At 66.0% G+C, this 19,209-nt stretch carries 13 protein-coding genes; 7 read left to right on the top strand and 6 right to left on the bottom strand.

Annotated features, from left to right (window positions below; genetic code table 11):
* Positions 1-128 precede the first annotated feature (128 nt).
* Genes acnB through AC5P5V_RS15275 form a run of 3 tightly spaced genes read right to left on the bottom strand, consistent with a single transcriptional unit; the run spans position 129 to position 3,394 of the window.
* On the bottom strand, positions 129-2,720 hold the full coding sequence (acnB, locus tag AC5P5V_RS15285) for a bifunctional aconitate hydratase 2/2-methylisocitrate dehydratase (RefSeq protein ID WP_061479288.1): 2,592 nt from the start codon (positions 2,718-2,720) through the stop codon (positions 129-131).
* Between the two features lie 44 nt (positions 2,721-2,764).
* A complete protein-coding gene (locus AC5P5V_RS15280) occupies positions 2,765-3,163 on the bottom strand; it encodes a type II toxin-antitoxin system VapC family toxin (RefSeq protein ID WP_005416402.1) in 399 nt (132 codons plus the stop codon).
* Between the two features lie 6 nt (positions 3,164-3,169).
* Positions 3,170-3,394 (bottom strand): AbrB/MazE/SpoVT family DNA-binding domain-containing protein, encoded by a 225-nt coding sequence (locus AC5P5V_RS15275; RefSeq protein ID WP_005409505.1) that lies wholly within the window; start codon positions 3,392-3,394, stop codon positions 3,170-3,172.
* Between the two features lie 183 nt (positions 3,395-3,577).
* Between AC5P5V_RS15275 and bamE the strand changes: the two genes are divergently transcribed.
* Entirely contained in the window at positions 3,578-3,937 is a 360-nt protein-coding gene (gene bamE / locus AC5P5V_RS15270) for an outer membrane protein assembly factor BamE domain-containing protein (RefSeq protein ID WP_061479287.1), read from the top strand.
* Positions 3,938-4,311: 374 nt separating this feature from the next.
* Positions 4,312-7,065 carry an aconitate hydratase AcnA gene (gene acnA, locus AC5P5V_RS15265; RefSeq protein WP_061479286.1) on the top strand — a complete coding sequence of 918 codons (2,754 nt, stop codon included), beginning with the start codon at positions 4,312-4,314 and terminating at the stop codon, positions 7,063-7,065.
* Positions 7,066-7,154: 89 nt separating this feature from the next.
* Here acnA and AC5P5V_RS15260 read toward each other — a convergent pair whose 3' ends face one another.
* A complete protein-coding gene (locus AC5P5V_RS15260) occupies positions 7,155-8,705 on the bottom strand; it encodes a BCCT family transporter (RefSeq protein ID WP_061479285.1) in 1,551 nt (516 codons plus the stop codon).
* Positions 8,706-8,875: 170 nt separating this feature from the next.
* Here AC5P5V_RS15260 and betI point away from each other — a divergent pair, with 170 nt between their 5' ends.
* From betI to AC5P5V_RS15235, 5 genes are all read left to right on the top strand, one after another.
* Entirely contained in the window at positions 8,876-9,466 is a 591-nt protein-coding gene (betI, locus tag AC5P5V_RS15255) for a transcriptional regulator BetI (protein WP_134968461.1), read from the top strand.
* A gap of 38 nt (positions 9,467-9,504) precedes the next feature.
* Positions 9,505-10,977 carry a betaine-aldehyde dehydrogenase gene (gene betB, locus AC5P5V_RS15250; RefSeq protein ID WP_061479283.1) on the top strand — a complete coding sequence of 491 codons (1,473 nt, stop codon included), beginning with the start codon at positions 9,505-9,507 and terminating at the stop codon, positions 10,975-10,977.
* A gap of 101 nt (positions 10,978-11,078) precedes the next feature.
* Positions 11,079-12,761 (top strand): choline dehydrogenase, encoded by a 1,683-nt coding sequence (gene betA / locus AC5P5V_RS15245; RefSeq protein ID WP_061479282.1) that lies wholly within the window; start codon positions 11,079-11,081, stop codon positions 12,759-12,761.
* 208 nt (positions 12,762-12,969) lie between these two features.
* The gene (locus tag AC5P5V_RS15240) at positions 12,970-14,646 is read left to right on the top strand and encodes a long-chain fatty acid--CoA ligase (RefSeq protein WP_134968460.1); all 1,677 of its coding nucleotides are present in this window, start codon (positions 12,970-12,972) and stop codon (positions 14,644-14,646) included.
* A 161-nt stretch (positions 14,647-14,807) separates the two neighbouring features.
* Positions 14,808-15,680, top strand: a complete 873-nt coding sequence (locus AC5P5V_RS15235) for a crotonase/enoyl-CoA hydratase family protein (protein ID WP_061479280.1) — start codon at positions 14,808-14,810, stop codon at positions 15,678-15,680.
* A 70-nt stretch (positions 15,681-15,750) separates the two neighbouring features.
* Here the strand turns inward: AC5P5V_RS15235 and AC5P5V_RS15230 are convergent, their stop codons facing one another.
* Positions 15,751-17,925 (bottom strand): response regulator, encoded by a 2,175-nt coding sequence (locus AC5P5V_RS15230; RefSeq protein WP_231352703.1) that lies wholly within the window; start codon positions 17,923-17,925, stop codon positions 15,751-15,753.
* Entirely contained in the window at positions 17,922-19,067 is a 1,146-nt protein-coding gene (rpfG, locus tag AC5P5V_RS15225) for a cyclic di-GMP phosphodiesterase response regulator RpfG (RefSeq protein WP_049435901.1), read from the bottom strand. Before rpfG ends, AC5P5V_RS15230 begins: the two co-directional genes overlap by 4 nt.
* Between the last annotated feature and the right edge of the window lie 142 nt (positions 19,068-19,209).

The following is a 19,209-nucleotide window of genomic DNA, read 5'->3' as shown; positions in this document are numbered from 1 at the left end:
CAATGAAAAACCCGGCTCTCACCGGGGGTTTTTCATTTCAACGGGATGCCGGCCAGCGGCCGGCACTACCATGCGTCGTCCGCTCACAAAAAACCCCCGGCGCGAGCCGGGGGTTTTCCGTTACCGCATCAGGCAGCGACCGTGCTGGCCACGTCCTGGTATTCCTCGATCTGGTCGAAGTTCATGTAGCGGTAGATCTCCGCACCATTGGCGTTGATCACGCCGATGTCCGCCATGTACTCCTCCTTGGTCGGGATGCGGCCCAGACGCGAGCAGATCGCCGCCAGTTCCGCCGAACCCAGGTACACGTTGGTGTTGCGGCCCAGACGGTTCGGGAAGTTGCGGGTCGAGGTCGACATCGCGGTGGAACCTTCGCGGATCTGCGCCTGGTTGCCCATGCACAGCGAGCAGCCCGGCATTTCCATACGAGCGCCGGTAGCACCGAAGGTGCCGTACACGCCTTCCTTGGTCAGCTCGGAGGCGTCCATCTTGGTCGGCGGGGCCACCCACAGGCGGGTCGGCAGGTCACGCTTGCCTTCCAGCAGCTTGGCAGCGGCGCGGAAGTGGCCGATGTTGGTCATGCACGAACCGATGAACACCTCGTCGATCTTGGCACCGGCCACTTCGGACAGGGTCTTCACGTCGTCCGGGTCGTTCGGGCAGGCCACGATCGGCTCGTGGATGTCGGCCAGGTCGATCTCGATGACGGCGGCGTACTCGGCATCCGCGTCCGGCTCCAGCAGCTGCGGGTTGGCCAGCCACGCTTCCATCTTCTCGATGCGACGCTGCAGCGAGCGCGGATCCTGGTAACCCTCGGCAATCATCCACTTCAGCAGAGTGATGTTGCTGGTCAGGTACTCGATGATCGGCTCCTTGTTCAGGCGCACCGAGCAACCGGCCGCCGAACGCTCGGCCGAGGCGTCGGACAGTTCGAACGCCTGTTCGACCTTCAGATCCGGCAGGCCTTCGATTTCCAGGATACGGCCGGAGAAGATGTTCTTCTTGCCCGCCTTGGCCACGGTCAGCAGGCCCGACTTGATCGCGTACAGCGGGATCGCGTTGACCAGGTCGCGCAGGGTCACGCCCGGCTGCATCTTGCCCTTGAAGCGCACCAGCACCGACTCCGGCATGTCCAGCGGCATCACGCCGGTGGCGGCAGCGAAGGCGACCAGGCCCGAGCCGGCCGGGAACGAAATACCCACCGGGAAACGGGTGTGCGAATCACCACCGGTACCGACGGTGTCCGGCAGCAGCATGCGGTTGAGCCAGCTGTGGATCACGCCGTCGCCCGGGCGCAGCGAAACGCCGCCACGGGTGGAGATGAACTCCGGCAGGGTGTGGTGGGTCTTCACGTCCACCGGCTTCGGGTAAGCGGCGGTGTGGCAGAACGACTGCATCACCAGGTCGGCCGAGAAGCCCAGGCAGGCCAGGTCCTTCAGCTCGTCACGGGTCATCGGGCCGGTGGTGTCCTGCGAGCCGACCGAGGTCATCTTCGGTTCGCAGTAGGTGCCCGGGCGCATGCCCTGGCCTTCCGGCAGGCCACAGGCGCGGCCGACCATCTTCTGCGCCAGCGAGAAGCCCTTGCCGGTATCGGCCGGCTGCACCGGCAGGCGGAACAGGTCGGTCGGGGCCAGGCCCAGCGCTTCGCGCGCCTTGCCGGTCAGGCCACGACCGATGATCAGCGGGATGCGGCCACCGGCACGCACTTCGTCGAACAGCACGTCGGACTTGACCTGGAACTCGGCGATCACTTCGCCGTTCTTCAGCGCCTTGCCTTCGTACGGACGCAGCTCGATGACATCGCCGTGCTCCATCTTCGACACGTCAAGCTCGATCGGCAGCGCACCGGCATCTTCCATGGTGTTGTAGAAGATCGGGGCGATCTTGCCGCCCAGGCACACGCCACCGGCGCGCTTGTTCGGGATGTACGGAATGTCATCGCCGGTCCACCACAGCACGCTGTTGGTGGCCGACTTGCGCGAGGAACCGGTGCCGACCACGTCGCCGACGTAGGCGACCAGGTGGCCCTTGTCCTTCAGCGACAGGATCTGCTGGATCGGGCCGCGCTTGCCGTCTTCTTCCGGGGTGAACGGCGCGTCGTCGCGCTTGTTCTTCAGCATCGCCAGGGCGTGCATCGGAATGTCCGGGCGGGTGGTCGCGTCCGGTGCCGGCGACAGGTCGTCGGTGTTGGTTTCGCCCGGCACCTTGAACACGGTGATGGTCAGGCTCTGCGGCACTTCCGGCTTGCTGGTGAACCACTCGGCCTCGGCCCAGCTCTGCAGCACGGCCTGGGCGTTGGCGTTGCCGGCCTTCGCCTTCTCCTGCACGTCATGGAACGCATCGAACACCAGCAGGGTGTTCTTCAGGCCATTGGCAGCGATAGCGCCAACGCTGGCGTCGTCCAGCAGCTGGATCAGCGGCGCAACGTTGTAGCCGCCGAGCATGGTGCCCAGCAGTTCGGTGGCGCGCTCGCGGCTGATCAGCGGGTTCTGCTCGCTGCCCAGGGCGATCGCCGCCAGGTACGACGCCTTGACCTTGGCTGCGTCATCGACGCCGGCCGGCACGCGGTGGGTCAGCAGGTCGAGCAGGAACTCGGCCTCGCCCTGCGGCGGGTTCTTCAGCAGTTCGATGACATCGGCCGTCTGCTGCGCGCTCAGCGGCAGCGGCGGGATGCCAAGCGCAGCGCGCTCGGCGACGTGGTGGCGGTAGGCTTCCAACATGACAACTCCCGGGTAATGCGTAGGTTGAAAAATCAAAAGTGGGCTCAGGCGTGCGGCACGATCAGCTTCAGGCCCTTGAAGTAGTCGCGGTAAAACGTATCGTTCCAGGTGATCAGGCCATCGCACTGCAGCAGTGCATGGGCGCCGACCATGAATTCGTCCAGGCTGCGACGGCTGCCGCCGCGCTGACGGTGACGGCGGTGCATCTCGCCGGCGCGCAGCGCCGACTTGGCCTCCATCGGGTTGAAGTGCACGCCCATCTCTTCCAGTGCTTCGAGCACTTCGGCACCACCGCGCAGCGATGCGCAGACTTCGGCCAGAGTCGCGCCGCAGACCACCACGCGGCCACCGACCAGGCTCTGCCGGAGGATGGCTTCCACGGCATCGGCCTGCGGGCCGTTGCTGAGCAGTTCGACCAGTACCGGTGAATCGACGGCGATCATCACGGCTTATTCCTCGTCGCGCACCGCGCGTACTGCCGCATCGGACGACTCGAAGCCGTCCAGCGCGAACTTGCCGCGCGCCCGTGAAATGGCATCGTCAACACTCTTGCGCAGGATGATGCGGCTGCCGTCCAGCTCGACCTTCAGCAGCGTGCCCTTGGTCAGGCCGAGGGCATCGCGCACCGCCTTGGGCAGGGTGATCTGTCCGCGTTCTGCAACGGTGGCTTCCATGGGTAGGCCTCAAAAAGTATGTATGAATTATACATACCTGACGTAAACACCTCAAATCCGGCGAACTGTGACCTTGCACCAGAATCAGTCGCATTCGACCGCTAGACTGGCCGGGCATCTCTCGCTGTAGCGGGCCGGGACACTCCGGCACCGCACGCCCCCTCCCTCATAAAAGGACGTTCAATGCGCGCATTCATTCTGGCCCTGGCTCTGGCCACCCCCTTGGCCCTGGCCGCAGGCCCGGCCCACGCCAATCCGTTCGCGGCCCACACCACCGGCACTGAGATCACCCAGAAGCAACTGGACGAGCTGGAGGTGGGCAAGGCGACCCAGGACCAGGTCCGCGAGAAGTTTGGAGCGCCGACGCGTCGTGAGCAGCTTGGCGACACCCAGGTCTGGTACTACGACTACGCCAAGATCAAGCACTTCGGAAAGAACGTGCAGGAATCGACCGTCTTTGAGTTCGGCAAGGACAACGTACTCAAGGTGAAATCCAAGGGCGCGGCTCCCGCCAAGACCGGCAATCCGTTCCTGGGTGGCTGATCGCCACTGACTGGCGCGCTGCCCGTCGGCGGCGCGCCCCGTGCCCGGTCAAGAACGACTCGACCGCCACGATGACCATCGCTCAGCACGGCTCCGCCCCCAGCGCCTGCAGCACCCCCATGCTGCCGTCCACCTGTCCCCCGGCGCCATACGGCACTGCCTCGAGCCTGTCAGCCCGCACTAAGTCCGGCGGCGCCATGACACGAAAACTACATACGAATTTATAACCTTGCGTTCTGAGCCCGCAGTTCTGCGGCCCCGACGGCATCGGCGATACTGGCCTTCTGCCCGGCGGCACGGACTGCCGGCCACCGCAAGCAGGCCTGCCCATGCGCGGGCCACTGCAAGCCATCCGCAAGAAGGAGTTAACCCGCATGAGCGATTCGTTCTCCACCCGCAGCCAGCTGAACGTCGGTGGCAAGACCTACGACTACTTCAGCCTGCCCACGCTGGGCCAGCGCTTCGATATCTCCCACCTGCCCTACTCGATGAAGATCCTGCTGGAGAACCTGCTCCGGCACGAGGACGGCGGCATCACTGTCGGCAAGGACCACATCGAAGCCGTGGCCCGCTGGAACCCGGCGGCCGAGCCGGACACCGAGATCGCCTTCATGCCGGCGCGCGTGGTCCTGCAGGACTTCACTGGCGTGCCCTGCGTGGTCGACCTGGCCGCGATGCGCGATGCGGTGGTCAAGCTCGGCGGCAAGCCGGAGCAGATCAACCCGCAGATTCCCTCCGAACTGGTCATCGACCACTCGGTGCAGGTCGATGTGTTCGGCAAGCCCGACGCGCTGGACCTCAACGGCAAGATCGAATTCCAGCGCAACCAGGAACGCTACGGCTTCCTGCGCTGGGGACAGAAGGCCTTCGACAACTTCAAGGTGGTGCCGCCCAACACCGGCATCGTCCACCAGGTGAACCTGGAGAACCTGGCCCGCGTGGTGATGACCGCGCAGAAGGATGGCAAGGACATTGCCTACCCCGACACCGTGTTCGGTACCGACAGCCATACCACCATGATCAACGGCATCGGCGTGCTCGGCTGGGGCGTGGGGGGCATCGAAGCCGAGGCGGCCATGCTCGGCCAGCCATCGTCGATGCTGATTCCGCAGGTCGTCGGCTTCAAGCTGACCGGCAAGCTGCCCGAAGGCGCCACCGCCACCGACCTGGTGCTGACCGTCACCCAGATGCTGCGCAAGCTGGGCGTGGTGGGCAAGTTCGTCGAGTTCTACGGTGACGGCCTGCAGCACCTGCCACTGGCCGACCGCGCCACCATCGGCAACATGGCCCCGGAATACGGCGCCACCTGCGGCATCTTCCCGATCGACGCCGAATCGCTGAACTACCTGCGCCTGTCCGGTCGCAGCGAAGAGCAGATCGATCTGGTCGAGGCCTACGCCAAGGCGCAGGGCCTGTGGCACGAACCGGGCAGCCCGCACGCCCAGTACAGCACCACGCTGGAACTGGACATGGGCACGGTGAAGCCGTCGCTGGCCGGCCCGAAGCGCCCGCAGGACCGCGTGCTGTTGGAAGACGTGCAGAAGAACTACCGCGAAGCGCTGGTCGGCATGACCGCCAACCGTGACAAGCGCAGCGAGGACGTTGCCACCTTCGTCAACGAAGGCGGCGGCGCCGCGGTCGGCAACGAGCAGCTGGCCAAGGGCTTCGCCGACATCGAGATCGAAGGCCGCAAGGTGCGGCTGAAGGATGGCGCAGTGGTCATCGCCGCCATCACCTCGTGCACCAACACCTCCAACCCGGCGGTGATGATCGGTGCCGGCCTGCTGGCCCGCAACGCGGCCGCCAAAGGCCTGAACCGCCAGCCGTGGGTCAAGACCTCGCTCGGCCCGGGCTCGCGCGTGGTCACCGACTACCTGGAAAAGGCCGGTGTGCTGAAGGAGCTGGAGAAGATCGGCTTCTACGTGGTCGGCTACGGCTGCACCACCTGCATCGGCAACTCCGGCCCGCTGCCGACCGAAGTCAGCGCCGGCATCGCCGCCGGCGACCTGGTGGTGACCTCGGTGCTGTCGGGCAACCGCAACTTCGAGGGCCGCGTGCACCCCGAAGTGAAGATGAACTACCTGGCGAGCCCGCCGCTGGTGGTGGCCTATGCCATCGCCGGCACCACCGACATCGACCTGACCACCCAGCCGCTCGGCACCGGCAGCGACGGCCAGCCCGTGTTCCTGCGCGACATCTGGCCGAGCAACAAGGAAATCGGCGACGTCATCGCCGCCACCATTGGCCCGGAGATGTTCAAGCAGAACTACGCCGATGTGTTCAAGGGCGATACCCGCTGGAACACCATCGCCTCGCCGGATGGCAACCTGTACGCGTGGAGCGACGCCTCCACCTACATCAAGAACCCGCCCTACTTCGATGGCATGACCATGCAGACCGGCAGCATCGACGACGTGCACGGAGCACGCGTGATGGGCCTGTTCGGCGACTCGATCACCACCGACCACATTTCCCCGGCCGGCAACATCAAGAAGGACTCACCGGCGGGCCGCTTCCTGCAGGAGCGCGGCGTGCAGCCGGCCGACTTCAACAGCTACGGCAGCCGTCGCGGCAACGATGACGTGATGGTCCGCGGCACCTTCGCCAACATCCGCATCAAGAACCTGATGTTCGGTGGCGAGGAAGGCGGCAACACCCTGTACTACCCGGCCGGTGGTGGCCAGCCGGAGAAGCTGGCGATCTACGACGCGGCCATGAAGTACAAGGCCGACAAGGTGCCGCTGGTGGTGCTGGCCGGCAAGGAATACGGCACCGGCTCGTCGCGTGACTGGGCGGCCAAGGGCACCCTGCTGCTGGGGGTGAAGGCGGTCATCGCCGAGAGCTTCGAGCGCATCCACCGTTCCAACCTGGTCGGCATGGGCGTGCTGCCGCTGCAGTTCCGCAACGGCGAGAACGCGCAGTCTCTGGGCCTGGACGGCTCCGAGGTGATCGACATCACCGGCCTGCAGGACGGTGCCAGCAAGCGCGCCACGGTCACCGCCACCAGGGCTGATGGCACGAAGAAGACCTTCGAGGTGTCGGTGATGCTGCTGACCCCGAAGGAAGTCGAGTACTTCCGCCACGGTGGCCTGCTGCAGTACGTGCTGCGCCAGCTGGCCAGCAAGTAACGACAAAGGGCCGGATCCGCACGGATCCGGCCCTTTGCGTTTGCGATGCCCTTGTAGAGCCGAGCATGGGCTCGGCTCTACAGAAGCGCTCAGCGGCGCGGCGCATCCGGGTCGGTGCGCAGGGCCTTCAACAGGCCCCACATGTAGAACGCCAGGGTGAACGAGAACGGCAGGCCGCACAGCACCACCGCGGTCTGCATCGCGCTGAAATTGCCAGCCAGCAGCAGGCCGACGCTGGCCACAGTGATGCCGGCGGCCCAGAACACGCGCAGCCAGATCGGCGCGTCATGGCCATCTTCCACGCCATCGTCAACGCGACGCGTGCACAGGTTGGCGATCATCAGCGTGCCCGAGTCGACCGGGGTCAGGAACAGCACGAAGCCGATCACCACCGCAGCACCGGCCACGTACGGCGCCGCAGGCAGGTATTCCAGCAGCTTGAACAAGGTCATCGCTGCATCGTGCTGGGCCACGTCACCCAGGATCGCCTGGCCATGGTTGAGCACCAGGTCAATGGCGGTGTTGCCGAAGATCGACAGCCAGGCCAGGGTGAAGCCGAGCGGGATCAGCAGCACGCCCAAGATCACTTCGCGGATGGTGCGGCCACGCGAGATGCGCGCCACGAAAAGGCCGACGAACGGCGCCCAGGCGATCCACCACGCCCAGTAGAACAGCGTCCACGACCCCATCCACTCACGGCCCTTGGGGTCGTTGAGGTACATGTCGAAGCTCTTGCGCACGAACGCGCCGAGGTAGTCGCCGGTGTTCTGGATCAGGCCGTCGAACAGGTGCAGGGTCGGGCCGGTGACCAGCACGAACAGCAGCAGGCCGCACAGCAGGCGCACGTTGAGGTTGGACAGCCAGGCAATGCCTTTTTCCACGCCAGCGACCACGCCGATGGTGGCCACCACCATCATCACCAGCACGATCGCCACCAGCACCTGCGGCGTATCCGGGATGTGGAACAGGTAGACCAGGCCGGACTGTACCACCAGCGCGCCGATGCCGAGGTTGGTCACCATCGAGATCAGCGTGGCCAGGATGCCGAAGCCATCGACCATGTCGCCGATGCGGCCATGAATGCGCTCACCGAAGACCGGGTACAACGCAGAGCGCAGCGCCAGCGGCAGGTCCCGGCGATAGGCGAAATAGCCCAGTGCCACGCCGACCAGCGCATACAGCGCCCAGCCATGCAGGCCCCAGTGCAGGAAGGTCAGCACCATCGCCTCGCGGCCGGCGGCCACGGTGCCGCCGGGCTGTCCGGGCGGATTGAGGAAATGATCCAGCGGCTCGTAGGCGCCGTAGTACAGCAGCGCGATGCCGATGCCGGCCGAGAACAGCATCGAGACCCAGGCAACGTAGCCAAAGGCCGGTGACTCCTCGTTGTGGCCCAGGCGGATGCGGCCGTACGGCGAGAACGCCAGCCACAGCACGAAGCCCAGGCACAGCACGATCAGCAGCATGTACCACCAGCCGAACGCGGCCGAGACCTCGGCCTGCGCCCATTGCAGCCAGTGCTCGCTGCCTTCGGGATAGAGCACGGTGAGCAGCCCGAGGATGCCGATCGACACTGAGGAGCTGAGGAAGACAAAACGGTTCAAGCGCAGGGGCGAACGCTTGGGATGAGCCAGGGAAGACATGGGGTCGTCTCATCAAGTCCGAGGGAGCACATGGGCGGGGCCGGACCGGTAAACCGGGCCCATGGCGTGGGGCGCGAGCGCATCCTAGGGTTTATTGATTGAACGTTCAATCAATAAAAAGCATAATGGCGGGCAGCCCGATCCTTCGGGTCGCAAACCGTGGAGAGACAATGCCGAAGAAAGGCGTGGAACCGGTACGGCGCCAACAGCTGATCCGGGCCACTTTCCAGACCATCGACGAGATCGGCATGGCCGATGCGACCGTCGCCACCATCGCGAAGAAGGCGGGGTTGTCCAGTGGCATCGTCGCCCACTACTTCGGCGACAAGGACGGCCTGCTCAATGCTGCAATGCGGCAGATCCTCCGCGAACTGAAGGACGCCGTCGCCCGCTACCGCGCAGACGCCAGCGACAGCCCGCGCGAGCAGCTGCGCGCCATCGTCGATGGCAACTTCGACGACAGCCAGATCAACGGCACCGCGATGCGCGTCTGGCTCACCTTCTGGGCCGCCAGCATGCACCAGCCGGAACTGGCCCGGCTGCAGCGCGCCAACGACCAGCGCCTGTTCTCCAACCTGTGCCACCAGTTCAACCGCCTGCTGCCCCACCCGCAGGCCCGCCTGGCCGCCCGCGGCCTGGCCGCGATGATTGACGGCCTGTGGCTGCGCGGCAGCCTGGTCGGCGGCCAGTTCAATGCCGAGAAGTCCCGGCGCATCGCTTACGGCTATATCGACTTCCAGTTGCAGGCTGCCGCGCTATAAGCGCTTCAGCACCCGCCCCCTTCCAAGGAGTACGCCCCATGACCACCCTGCCCGTCCAACAGCTCTACATCCACGGCCAGCGCGTCGATGCCACCAGCGGCAAGACCTTCAAGACCATCAACCCGGCCACCGGCGAGGTGATCGCCGAGGTGCAGGTCGCCAGCCAGGCCGACGTCGAACGTGCCGTGCAGAGCGCAGCCGAAGGCCAGAAGGTGTGGGCCGCGATGACCGCCATGGAGCGTTCGCGCATCCTGCGCCGTGCCGTCGAGCTCCTGCGCGAGCGCAACGACGAACTGGCCCACCTGGAAACCCTGGACACCGGCAAGGCGCTGGCCGAAACCACCACCGTGGACATCGTCACCGGCGCCGACGTGGTCGAGTACTACGCCGGCCTGGCCACCGCCATCGAAGGTATCCAGCTGCCGCTGCGCGAATCGAGCTTCTTCTATACCCGACGCGAACCGCTGGGCGTGGTCGCCGGCATCGGTGCCTGGAACTACCCGATCCAGATCGCCATGTGGAAGTCGGCGCCGGCGCTGGCCGCGGGCAACGCGATGGTGTTCAAGCCGTCCGAAGTGACCCCGCTGACCGCGATCCGGCTGGCCGAAATCTACACCGAAGCCGGCGTTCCCGCCGGCGTGTTCAACGTGGTGCAGGGCCCGGGCCGCGAGATCGGCCAGTGGCTGACCGAGCACCCGGTGATCGAGAAGATCTCCTTCACCGGCGGCGTCGCCACCGGCAAGAAGGTCATGGCCAGCGCCGCGTCCTCGTCGCTGAAGGAAGTGACCATGGAACTGGGCGGCAAGTCGCCGCTGGTGATCTGCGATGACGCCGACCTCGACCGCGCCGCCGACATCGCGGTGATGGCCAACTTCTTCAGCTCCGGCCAGGTCTGCACCAACGGCACCCGCGTGTTCGTGCCGCGCAGCATGCTGGCCGCGTTCGAAGCCGCTGTTGTCGAGCGCGTCAAGCGCATCCGCATCGGCGACCCGATGGCCGCCGAGACCAACTTCGGCCCGCTGACCAGCTTCCCGCACATGGAAAATGTGCTGCGCTACATCGAGAGTGGCAAGGCCGAAGGTGCCCGCCTGCTGACTGGCGGCGGCCGTGCCACCGAAGGCGCGCTGGCCAACGGCGCCTACGTGCTGCCGACCGTGTTCTCCGACTGCCGCGATGACATGACCATCGTCAAGGAAGAGATCTTCGGGCCGGTGATGAGCATCCTCGCCTATGACGACGAAGACGAAGTGGTGCGTCGCGCCAACGACACCACCTTCGGCCTCGCCGCCGGCGTGGTCAGCAAGGACATCAGCCGCGCCCACCGCATCATCCATCGCCTGGAAGCCGGCATCTGCTGGATCAACACCTGGGGTGAATCGCCGGCCGAAATGCCGGTCGGTGGCTACAAGGAATCCGGCGTCGGCCGCGAGAACGGCATCTCCACCCTCGGCCACTACACCCGCATCAAGTCGGTGCAGGTCGAGCTGGGCGACTACGCCAGCGTGTTCTGACCGGCGCGCCCCGAGCACGCCCCATCGTCCGGCCACCGCGCCGATCCGACATTCCGCCGGGACGCCTGCATGCAGCGCGCCCCGGCCTGCAGGAGACACCCATGAGCACCCATAACGAGTACGACTACATCATCATCGGCGCCGGTTCGGCCGGCAACGTGCTGGCGACCCGCCTCACCGAAGATGCCGATGTCAGCGTGCTGCTGCTGGAAGCCGGTGGCCCGGACTACCGGCTCGACTTCCGTACCCAGATGCCGGCGGCGCTGGCCTTCCCGCTGCAGGGCAAGCGCTACAACTGGGCGTACAAGACCGATCCCGAGCCCTTCATGAACAACCGGCGCATGGACTGCGGCCGCGGCAAGGGCCTGGGCGGCTCGTCGCTGATCAACGGCATGTGCTACATCCGCGGCAACGCAATGGACTACGACAACTGGGCCAGCATGCCGGGCCTGGAAGACTGGACCTACCTGGACTGCCTGCCCTACTTCCGCAAGGCCGAAACCCGCGACATCGGCCCCAATGACTACCACGGCGGTGACGGCCCGCTGCGCGTGACCACGCCCAAGGCCGGCAACAACGAGCTGTTCGCTGCGATGGTCGAGGCCGGCGTGCAGGCCGGCTACCCGCGCACCGACGACCTCAACGGCTACCAGCAGGAAGGCTTCGGCCCGATGGACCGCACGGTGACCCCGAAGGGCCGTCGTTCCAGCACCGCCCGCGGCTACCTGGACCTGGCCAAGCCACGCCCGAACCTGACCATCGTCACCCACGCGCTGACCGACCGCATCCTGTTCTCGGGCAAGCGCGCGGTGGGCGTGCAGTGGCTGCACCACGACCAGCCGCAGCGTGCCACCGCCCGCCGCGAGGTGCTGCTGTGCGGCGGCGCCATCGCCTCGCCGCAGATCCTGCAGCGCTCCGGTGTCGGCCCGGCCGACCTGCTGCGCAGCCTCGACATCGACCTGGTGCACCACCTGCCGGGCGTCGGCGCCAACCTGCAGGATCACCTGGAGATGTACCTGCAATACGAATGCAAGAAGCCGGTGTCGCTGGCGCCGGCGCTGAAGCTGTACAACCAGCCGGCGATCGGTGCCGAGTGGCTGTTCCTGGGCACCGGCATCGGCGCCAGCAACCAGTTCGAGGCCGGCGGCTTCATCCGCAGCGACGCCGAGTTCGACTGGCCGAACCTGCAGTACCACTTCCTGCCGGTGGCGATCAACTACAACGGCTCCAACCCGATCAAGGCGCACAGCTTCCAGATGCACGTCGGCTCGATGCGCTCGCCCAGCCGTGGCCGCATCCATGTGCGCTCGAAGGACCCGCGCGAACATCCGAGCATCCTGTTCAACTACATGTCGCACGAGCAGGACTGGCGCGAATTCCGCGCGGCGATCCGCATCACCCGCGAGATCTTCGCACAGCCGGCGCTGGCCCCGTACAGCGGCCGCGAGATCTCGCCGGGCAGTGCACTGCAGACCGATGCACAGATCGATGCGTTCGTGCGCGAGCATGCCGAGACCGCCTACCACCCGTCGTGTTCGAACAAGATGGGCCATGCCGACGACCCGATGGCGGTGGTCGATGGTCAGGGTCGCGTGCACGGCCTGGAAGGCCTCCGCATCGTCGATGCGTCGATCATGCCGCAGGTGGTGACCGGCAACCTCAACGCGCCGACCATCATGATGGCCGAGAAGCTGGCCGACGTGATCCGCGGCCGCACCCCGCTGGCCCGCAGCACTGCGCCGTACTACAAGGCCAACGGCGCGCCGGTGCGCAAGCAGGGCTGACGCAAGCGGCCCGCCTGTGGGGCGCGGTCCGGCATCCGCCGGATCGCCTGTCCAGCGCAGATGCCGGCCAGCGGCCGGCACGACCCAGCAAAGAGGCCCTTCGGGGCCTCTTCGCGTTTTCCCTACGGCGGGGTATGCTGCAATGACCGGCCGTTGTCGATACGCTCAGGGCCGGAACCTAATACATCACGATTCCTGGAGGGGGAATATGAGTCTGGATCGTCCCTGGCTGCAGAGCTATCCGAAAGGTGTTCCCGCCGAGATCGACGTCAACGAGTTCCATTCGGTAGCTTCGGTCTTCGACGCTTCCGTCGCGAAATTCCGCGACCGTCCCGCCTACTCCAGCTTCGGCAAGGTCCTCACCTATGGCGAGACCGACGCGCTGGTCAATCAGTTCGCGGCCTACCTGCTGGGAGAGCTCAAGCTCAAGAAGGGTGACCGCGTCGCCCTGATGATGCCCAACTGCCTGCAGTACCCGGTGGCCACCTTCGGCGTGCTGCGCGCCGGCCTGACCGTGGTCAATGTCAATCCGTTGTACACCGCGCGCGAGCTCAAGCACCAGCTGATCGATGCCGGCGTGACCGCACTGGTGGTGGTCGACAACTTCGGCGACACCGTCGAGCAGGTCATCGCCGATACGCCGGTCAAGCACGTGATCACCACCGGCCTGGGCGACCTGCTTGGCGCCAAGGGCGTGATCGTCAACTTCGTGCTGAAGTACATCAAGAAGATGGTGCCCAACTACCATCTCAAGGGCGCGGTGCGGTTCCGCCAGGCGCTGAAGATCGGCAGCCGCCACAGCCTGCCCAAGGTCGAGATCGACCACGACGACATTGCATTCCTGCAATACACCGGCGGCACCACCGGCGTGGCCAAGGGCGCGATGCTGACCAACCGCAACCTGATCGCCAACATGCAGCAGGCCTCGGCCTGGATCAGTGCGTCGGGCATCGAGATGGGCAAGGAGTGGATCATCACCGCCCTGCCGCTGTACCACATCTTCGCACTGACCGCGAACGGGCTGGTCTTCATGAAGTTCGGTGGCTGCAACCACCTGATCACCAATCCGCGTGACATGAAGGGCTTCGTCAAGGAGCTCAAGTCGGTGCGCTTCACCGCCATCACCGGCGTCAACACGCTGTTCAATGGCCTGCTCAACACCCCCGGCTTCGACACCGTCGACTTTTCCTCGCTGAAGGTCACCCTGGGCGGCGGCATGGCGGTGCAACGCGCCGTGGCCGAGCGTTGGAAGAAGGTCACCGGGGTGACCCTGGTGGAGGCGTATGGCCTGACCGAGACCTCGCCGGCGGCCTGCATCAACCCGCTCACCCTGACCGAATACAACGGCTCGATCGGCTTGCCGATCCCGTCCACCGATGCCTGCATCAAGGACGACAACAGCGCCATCCTGCCGCTGGGCGAGGTCGGCGAGCTCTGCATCAAGGGCCCGCAGGTGATGAAGGGCTACTGGCAGCGCCCGGAGGAAACCGCCAAGGCGATCGATGCCGACGGCTGGCTGCATACCGGCGACATGGCGAAGATGGACGAACACGGCTTCTTCTACATCGTCGACCGCAAGAAGGACATGATCCTGGTGTCCGGCTTCAACGTGTACCCGAATGAAGTCGAGGACGTGATCGCGATGATGCCGGGCGTGCTGGAAGTGGCCGCGGTCGGCGTCCCGGACGACAAGTCCGGCGAGGTGGTGAAGGTGGTCATCGTGAAGAAGGATCCGAACCTGACCGCCGAAATGGTCAAGGAGCATGCCCGGGCCAACCTGACCGGCTACAAGCACCCCAAAATCGTTGAATTCCGAAAGGAGCTGCCGAAGACCAATGTCGGCAAGATCCTCCGTCGCGAACTCCGCGATACGCCCGCCCAGTAAGGGTTTGCGGCAATTTGAACGATGCAGGGCCCGGGGCGGAAACGTCCCGGGCCCTTTCGCATGCGAGGCCCCTGGGGCGGTGTAGCATCGCCGCGTGTGTGGACCGTTCGGCCCGCCGGCCACCCACCTGACACTGCGGGCCGCATGCCGAGGACCCTTCCATGAGTACCATCGAAAAGCTGCCTTCAAGCGGCTCACCGTTCGCCACCATCCGTACCGAAGACAGCGCCGACGGCGCTGCCCACTGGCTGTTCATGCACGCCGACGCCGCCACCGGGATCCGCCCCTGCTGCCGCAAGGACATGCTCGACGAAATGTGGAGCTACATGGCGGCCATCACCCGCAGCCCTGCCGAACGCCACAGCGGAACATTGCGGCATTTCGTGCTGGCCTCCGATGCCGTCGCCTACAACCTGGGCGGCGACCTGGACCTGTTCACCCGCCTGATCCGTGAAGGCAACCGGGACCTCCTGCTGAACTACGCCCAGCGCTGCGTGGAGGGCGTGCACCACCTGCACACCGGGTTCGGCGGCGACGTCCGTTCGATCGCGCTCATCCAGGGTGACGCCCTCGGCGGCGGCCTGGAAATGGCCCTGGCCTGCCACACCATCGTCGCCGAGGAAGGCAGCGGACTGGGCCTGCCGGAGGTGCTGTTCGGCCTGTTCCCGGGCATGGGTGCGTACTCCTTCCTGTGCCGGCGCGTGTCCCCCCACCTGGCCGAGAAGATCATCCTCGACGGCCGGGTCTACAGCGCCGAGGAGATGCACGCGATGGGCGTGGTCGACGTGCTGGTGAAGAAGGGCGAAGGCCGGGCGGCGGTGGAAGAACTGATCCGCCAGCAGCAGCGCACGCCGCAGTCCTATCTGGCGATGAACGCCGCACGCGCCATCGCCCAGCCGGTCAGCTACGACGAACTGCTGGAGATCACCAAGGTATGGGTCGATTCCGCCCTCGCACTCGGCGACCGTTCGCTGCGTACCATGGACCGCCTGATCAAGGCCCAGACCCGTCGCGCCAGCCTCGACGCGGCCTGATTCATCCCTCCCCCAGGATGGGTTCAAGCCCGGTTGGCCACCGGGCTTTTTTTATGCACCCTGCCGTGGTTCAACGCGCCTCGCCATCGTCGGCAGCGCCGCGCAGCCGGCGTTCGGCCCGTGCCTCCAGCGCGCGCCGGCCTTCCTTGATCGCCTCCTGCAGGATGCCCAGGCGCTGGCGCCATTCGGTCTTCAGCTGCCAGTCGGCCATCCGCATCAGCTCGCCGGCACGGTTGGACGCGCGCATCAGGCCGAGGTTGCTGGCCACGCCCTTGATCGCGTGGGATTGTTCGCGGAACACATCCCACTGCGTGGCCTCACCGGCCTGCTCGGCCTTGCCCATGCAGCCCGCCACGTCCTCCAGGCATTGGCGGATGAACTCACGTTCGAAGCCCTCGCCCATGCCCAGCGAGGCCAGCTCGTCCAGCACGCTGCTGTCGAGCACCCCATCCTGCAGCGCCATCGGTCGCACCACCGGTGCGGCCATGGTCTTCAGCTGGGCGTTGCTGGCGATCTCGGCCAGGGTATCGAGCAGGCGCACCGCCACCACGGGCTTGGCCAGGAACGCATGCGCCCCAGCCTGGGTACAGCGCTGGATCGCCTCGGGCGTGACATCGGCGCTGAGCACCAGCACCGGCGTGCGCGGACCGCCGCCGGCCTGCATCACCCGCAACTCCTTCAGCATGTCCAGCCCGCTCATGCCCGGCATGTGCAGGTCGACAATGACCGCGTCGAATTCACTGTCGGCCAGCGCATCCAGCACCGCCTCACCGCCATCCACGCACAGCACGCGATGCCCGGCCTTCTGCAGCAGGCGCTGCAGGACCATGCGGTTGGCCTCGTGGTCGTCGGCCACCAGGATCTGCATGCTGCGCACGCGGGCGCGATGGCGCAGGAACGGGTCGGCAAATGCGATCACGTTGCCGCCCGGCCCCACGTCGTCGTCGCCGGTCAGGCTCGGCACCGCACCCGGCACCTGCGGCTGCGGCGGCGCGAACGGCAGCTCGACCCAGAAGTGGCTGCCGCGCGGCGGGTTTTCCAGATAGCCGATGTCACCGTCCATCGCCTCGACCAGGCCCTTGGCGATGGTTGTGCCCAGCCCGGTGCCCTCATGGCGACGCGCCATGCTGACGTCAGCCTGCTCGAAGGCATCGAACAGCCGCGCACGCATGGCCGGGGCCACGCCGATGCCGGTGTCGAGGATGTCGAAGCGCAGCCGCACCGCGCCACTGGTATCGGCCTGCACCACGCTGACACGGATTTCGACCCGGCCGTGATCGGTGAACTTGACCGCGTTGCCGGCCAGGTTCAGCAGGATCTGCCGCAGGTGCCCGACGTCTCCGCGCACGCGTGGCGGCACACCATCGGCGACCTTCACCCGGTAATCCAGGCGCTTGGCCTTGGCCTGCGGCAACAGGATCAGCCCGATTGCCTGGATCACGTCGGCCACGGCGAAGTCTTCGGCCACCACGCGCAGCTTGCCGGCCTCGATGGCCGAGATGTCCAGCACTTCCTCCACCAGCGCCAGCAGGCTGCGCGACGACGCCTGGATGGTGTTGAGGCACTCGCGCTGCTCATCGTCCAGGCGCGTGGTCGCCAGCACTTCGGTCATGCCGTTGAGGCCGTTCAACGGCGTGCGGAACTCGTGGCTCATGTTGGCCAGGAAACGGCTCTTGGCCTCGCTGGCACGGCGCGCCTCGGCCATCGCTTCGGTCAGCTGCCGCAGCAGCGTCGAGAAGTACAGCGGCACCGCCGCCAGGCCGAGCCAGAGGCCGATGGCCAGACGGAAATTCTGTTGCCAGTAAGGCGTCAGCAGCACCGTGCAACCGAAGCTCACCATCGCCATCGCCACCGCCACGTACAGGTAGTGGTTGCCGAAGCGCATGCCGTTGCCGACCGTCACCCACATCACCACGATGTAGACCCAGGCCAGGGGCTCGCCCATCTGCACCATGCCGGCAGCGATCAGGCCATAGTCGGCGAGCATGCCCAGCACGCGGCGGGGATCGGAACGCGCCGGCCGCCACAGCAGCCAGCCGAACAACAGCAGCGACAGGCTCAGGCCGGTCAATACGATCGCCAGCACGCCCACGTACTGCGTGTGCGGCAGGTCGTGGCGCGGCGCCGGCAACAGCACGTAGATCAGGATCAGGCTGATCAGGACAATACGGACGATCTGCTGGCCGTGTTCGCTGTCCTGGCGCTGGGACAGGCGCAGCCGCAGCTGCGACAACAGCCGTTTCACGCGCCAAGCCCCGGGCGCGCGGACGCCATCGAATGCTCGGCGCAGATCTGGTCCAGCTGTTCGCGGCCGCGCAGCAGCGCGTCCACGCATCGGGGATCGAACAGCCGGCCACGCTGGGCGTAGAGATAAGCCAGGGTGGCTTCCATGGTCCATGCTTCCTTGTACGGACGGGGCGAAATCAGGGCGTCGAAGACATCGGCGACAGCCACGATGCGCGCTTCCAGCGGAATCGCATCGCCGACCAGCCCATCGGGATAGCCGCTGCCGTCGTAGCGCTCATGATGACGCAGTGCGATCAACGCGCCAACCTGGATGAAACGATTCTGGCTGCCGCTCAGCAGTTCATGGCCAATCCGCGGGTGCCGGCGCATGATCGCCAGCTCCTCCTCGTTGAGCTTGCCCTGCTTGAGCAGCACCGCATCGGGAATGGCGATCTTGCCCATGTCATGCAGCGGCGCAGCCATTTCGATCAGGCGCACCTCCTCCTCGGGCAGCCCGAGCTGTTCGGCAATCAGGCCGGCCACACGTGCCATGCGCTCCAGGTAGGCGCTGGTGCCGGCATCACGGAACTCGATCGCGCGCGCCAGCCGCGACAGCGTTTCGCGCTCCCGCTCTTCGACCTCATGCATGCTGGCCAGTAGGCGCTGCTCCAGCGACAGCGCCCGTTGCTTCACGTTCTCGGTCTGCTGGCGCAGCTGCAGCAGGTTGTAGCAGCGAGCACGCAGTTCGCGCGGGCGGATCGGCTTGACCAGGAAGTCGATGACGCCGGCTTCCAGTGCCGCCTGGCGGATCGGCTCGTCACCGACCACGGTGATCAGGATCACCGGAATGTCGCGGTGCTTGGGCAGTCGACGGAAACGACGGGCGAATTCCAGCCCGTCCATCTCCGGCATGCGGTAATCGAGCAGCAACAGGTCGACCGGATGGGCTTCGCACCAGGCCAATGCGGTCAGCGGATCGCCGAAGTCATACACGCTCAGTTCCGGCGCGATGTCTTCGATGACGTGACGCAGCATCGTCCGGGCGGAAGTCTGGTCATCAACGATGACGATATTCAACGCGTACTCTGCCTGGTTTTTCGACCACGCTGGATCATCAGCAGGCGAGGATACTCTGCCGCTGCGAACGCTCGCACCCTGCATCGGCCTGACTCCCGTGTCATGCGTCCCGATTCATGATCGTCATCACAATGTGAAGCGGACTCCCCACACCGTGCCCTCCCCTGACGCCGATCAAGCCATAACAGGCGTCAAGGTAGTGCAATTACGATACGCCGAGTGCGGG

This window comes from Stenotrophomonas sp. YJH_SMC_130 (genome assembly GCF_059369035.1).
The sequence above is the reverse complement of the archived record's forward strand: the minus strand, read 5'-3'. Positions and strand labels throughout refer to the sequence as shown.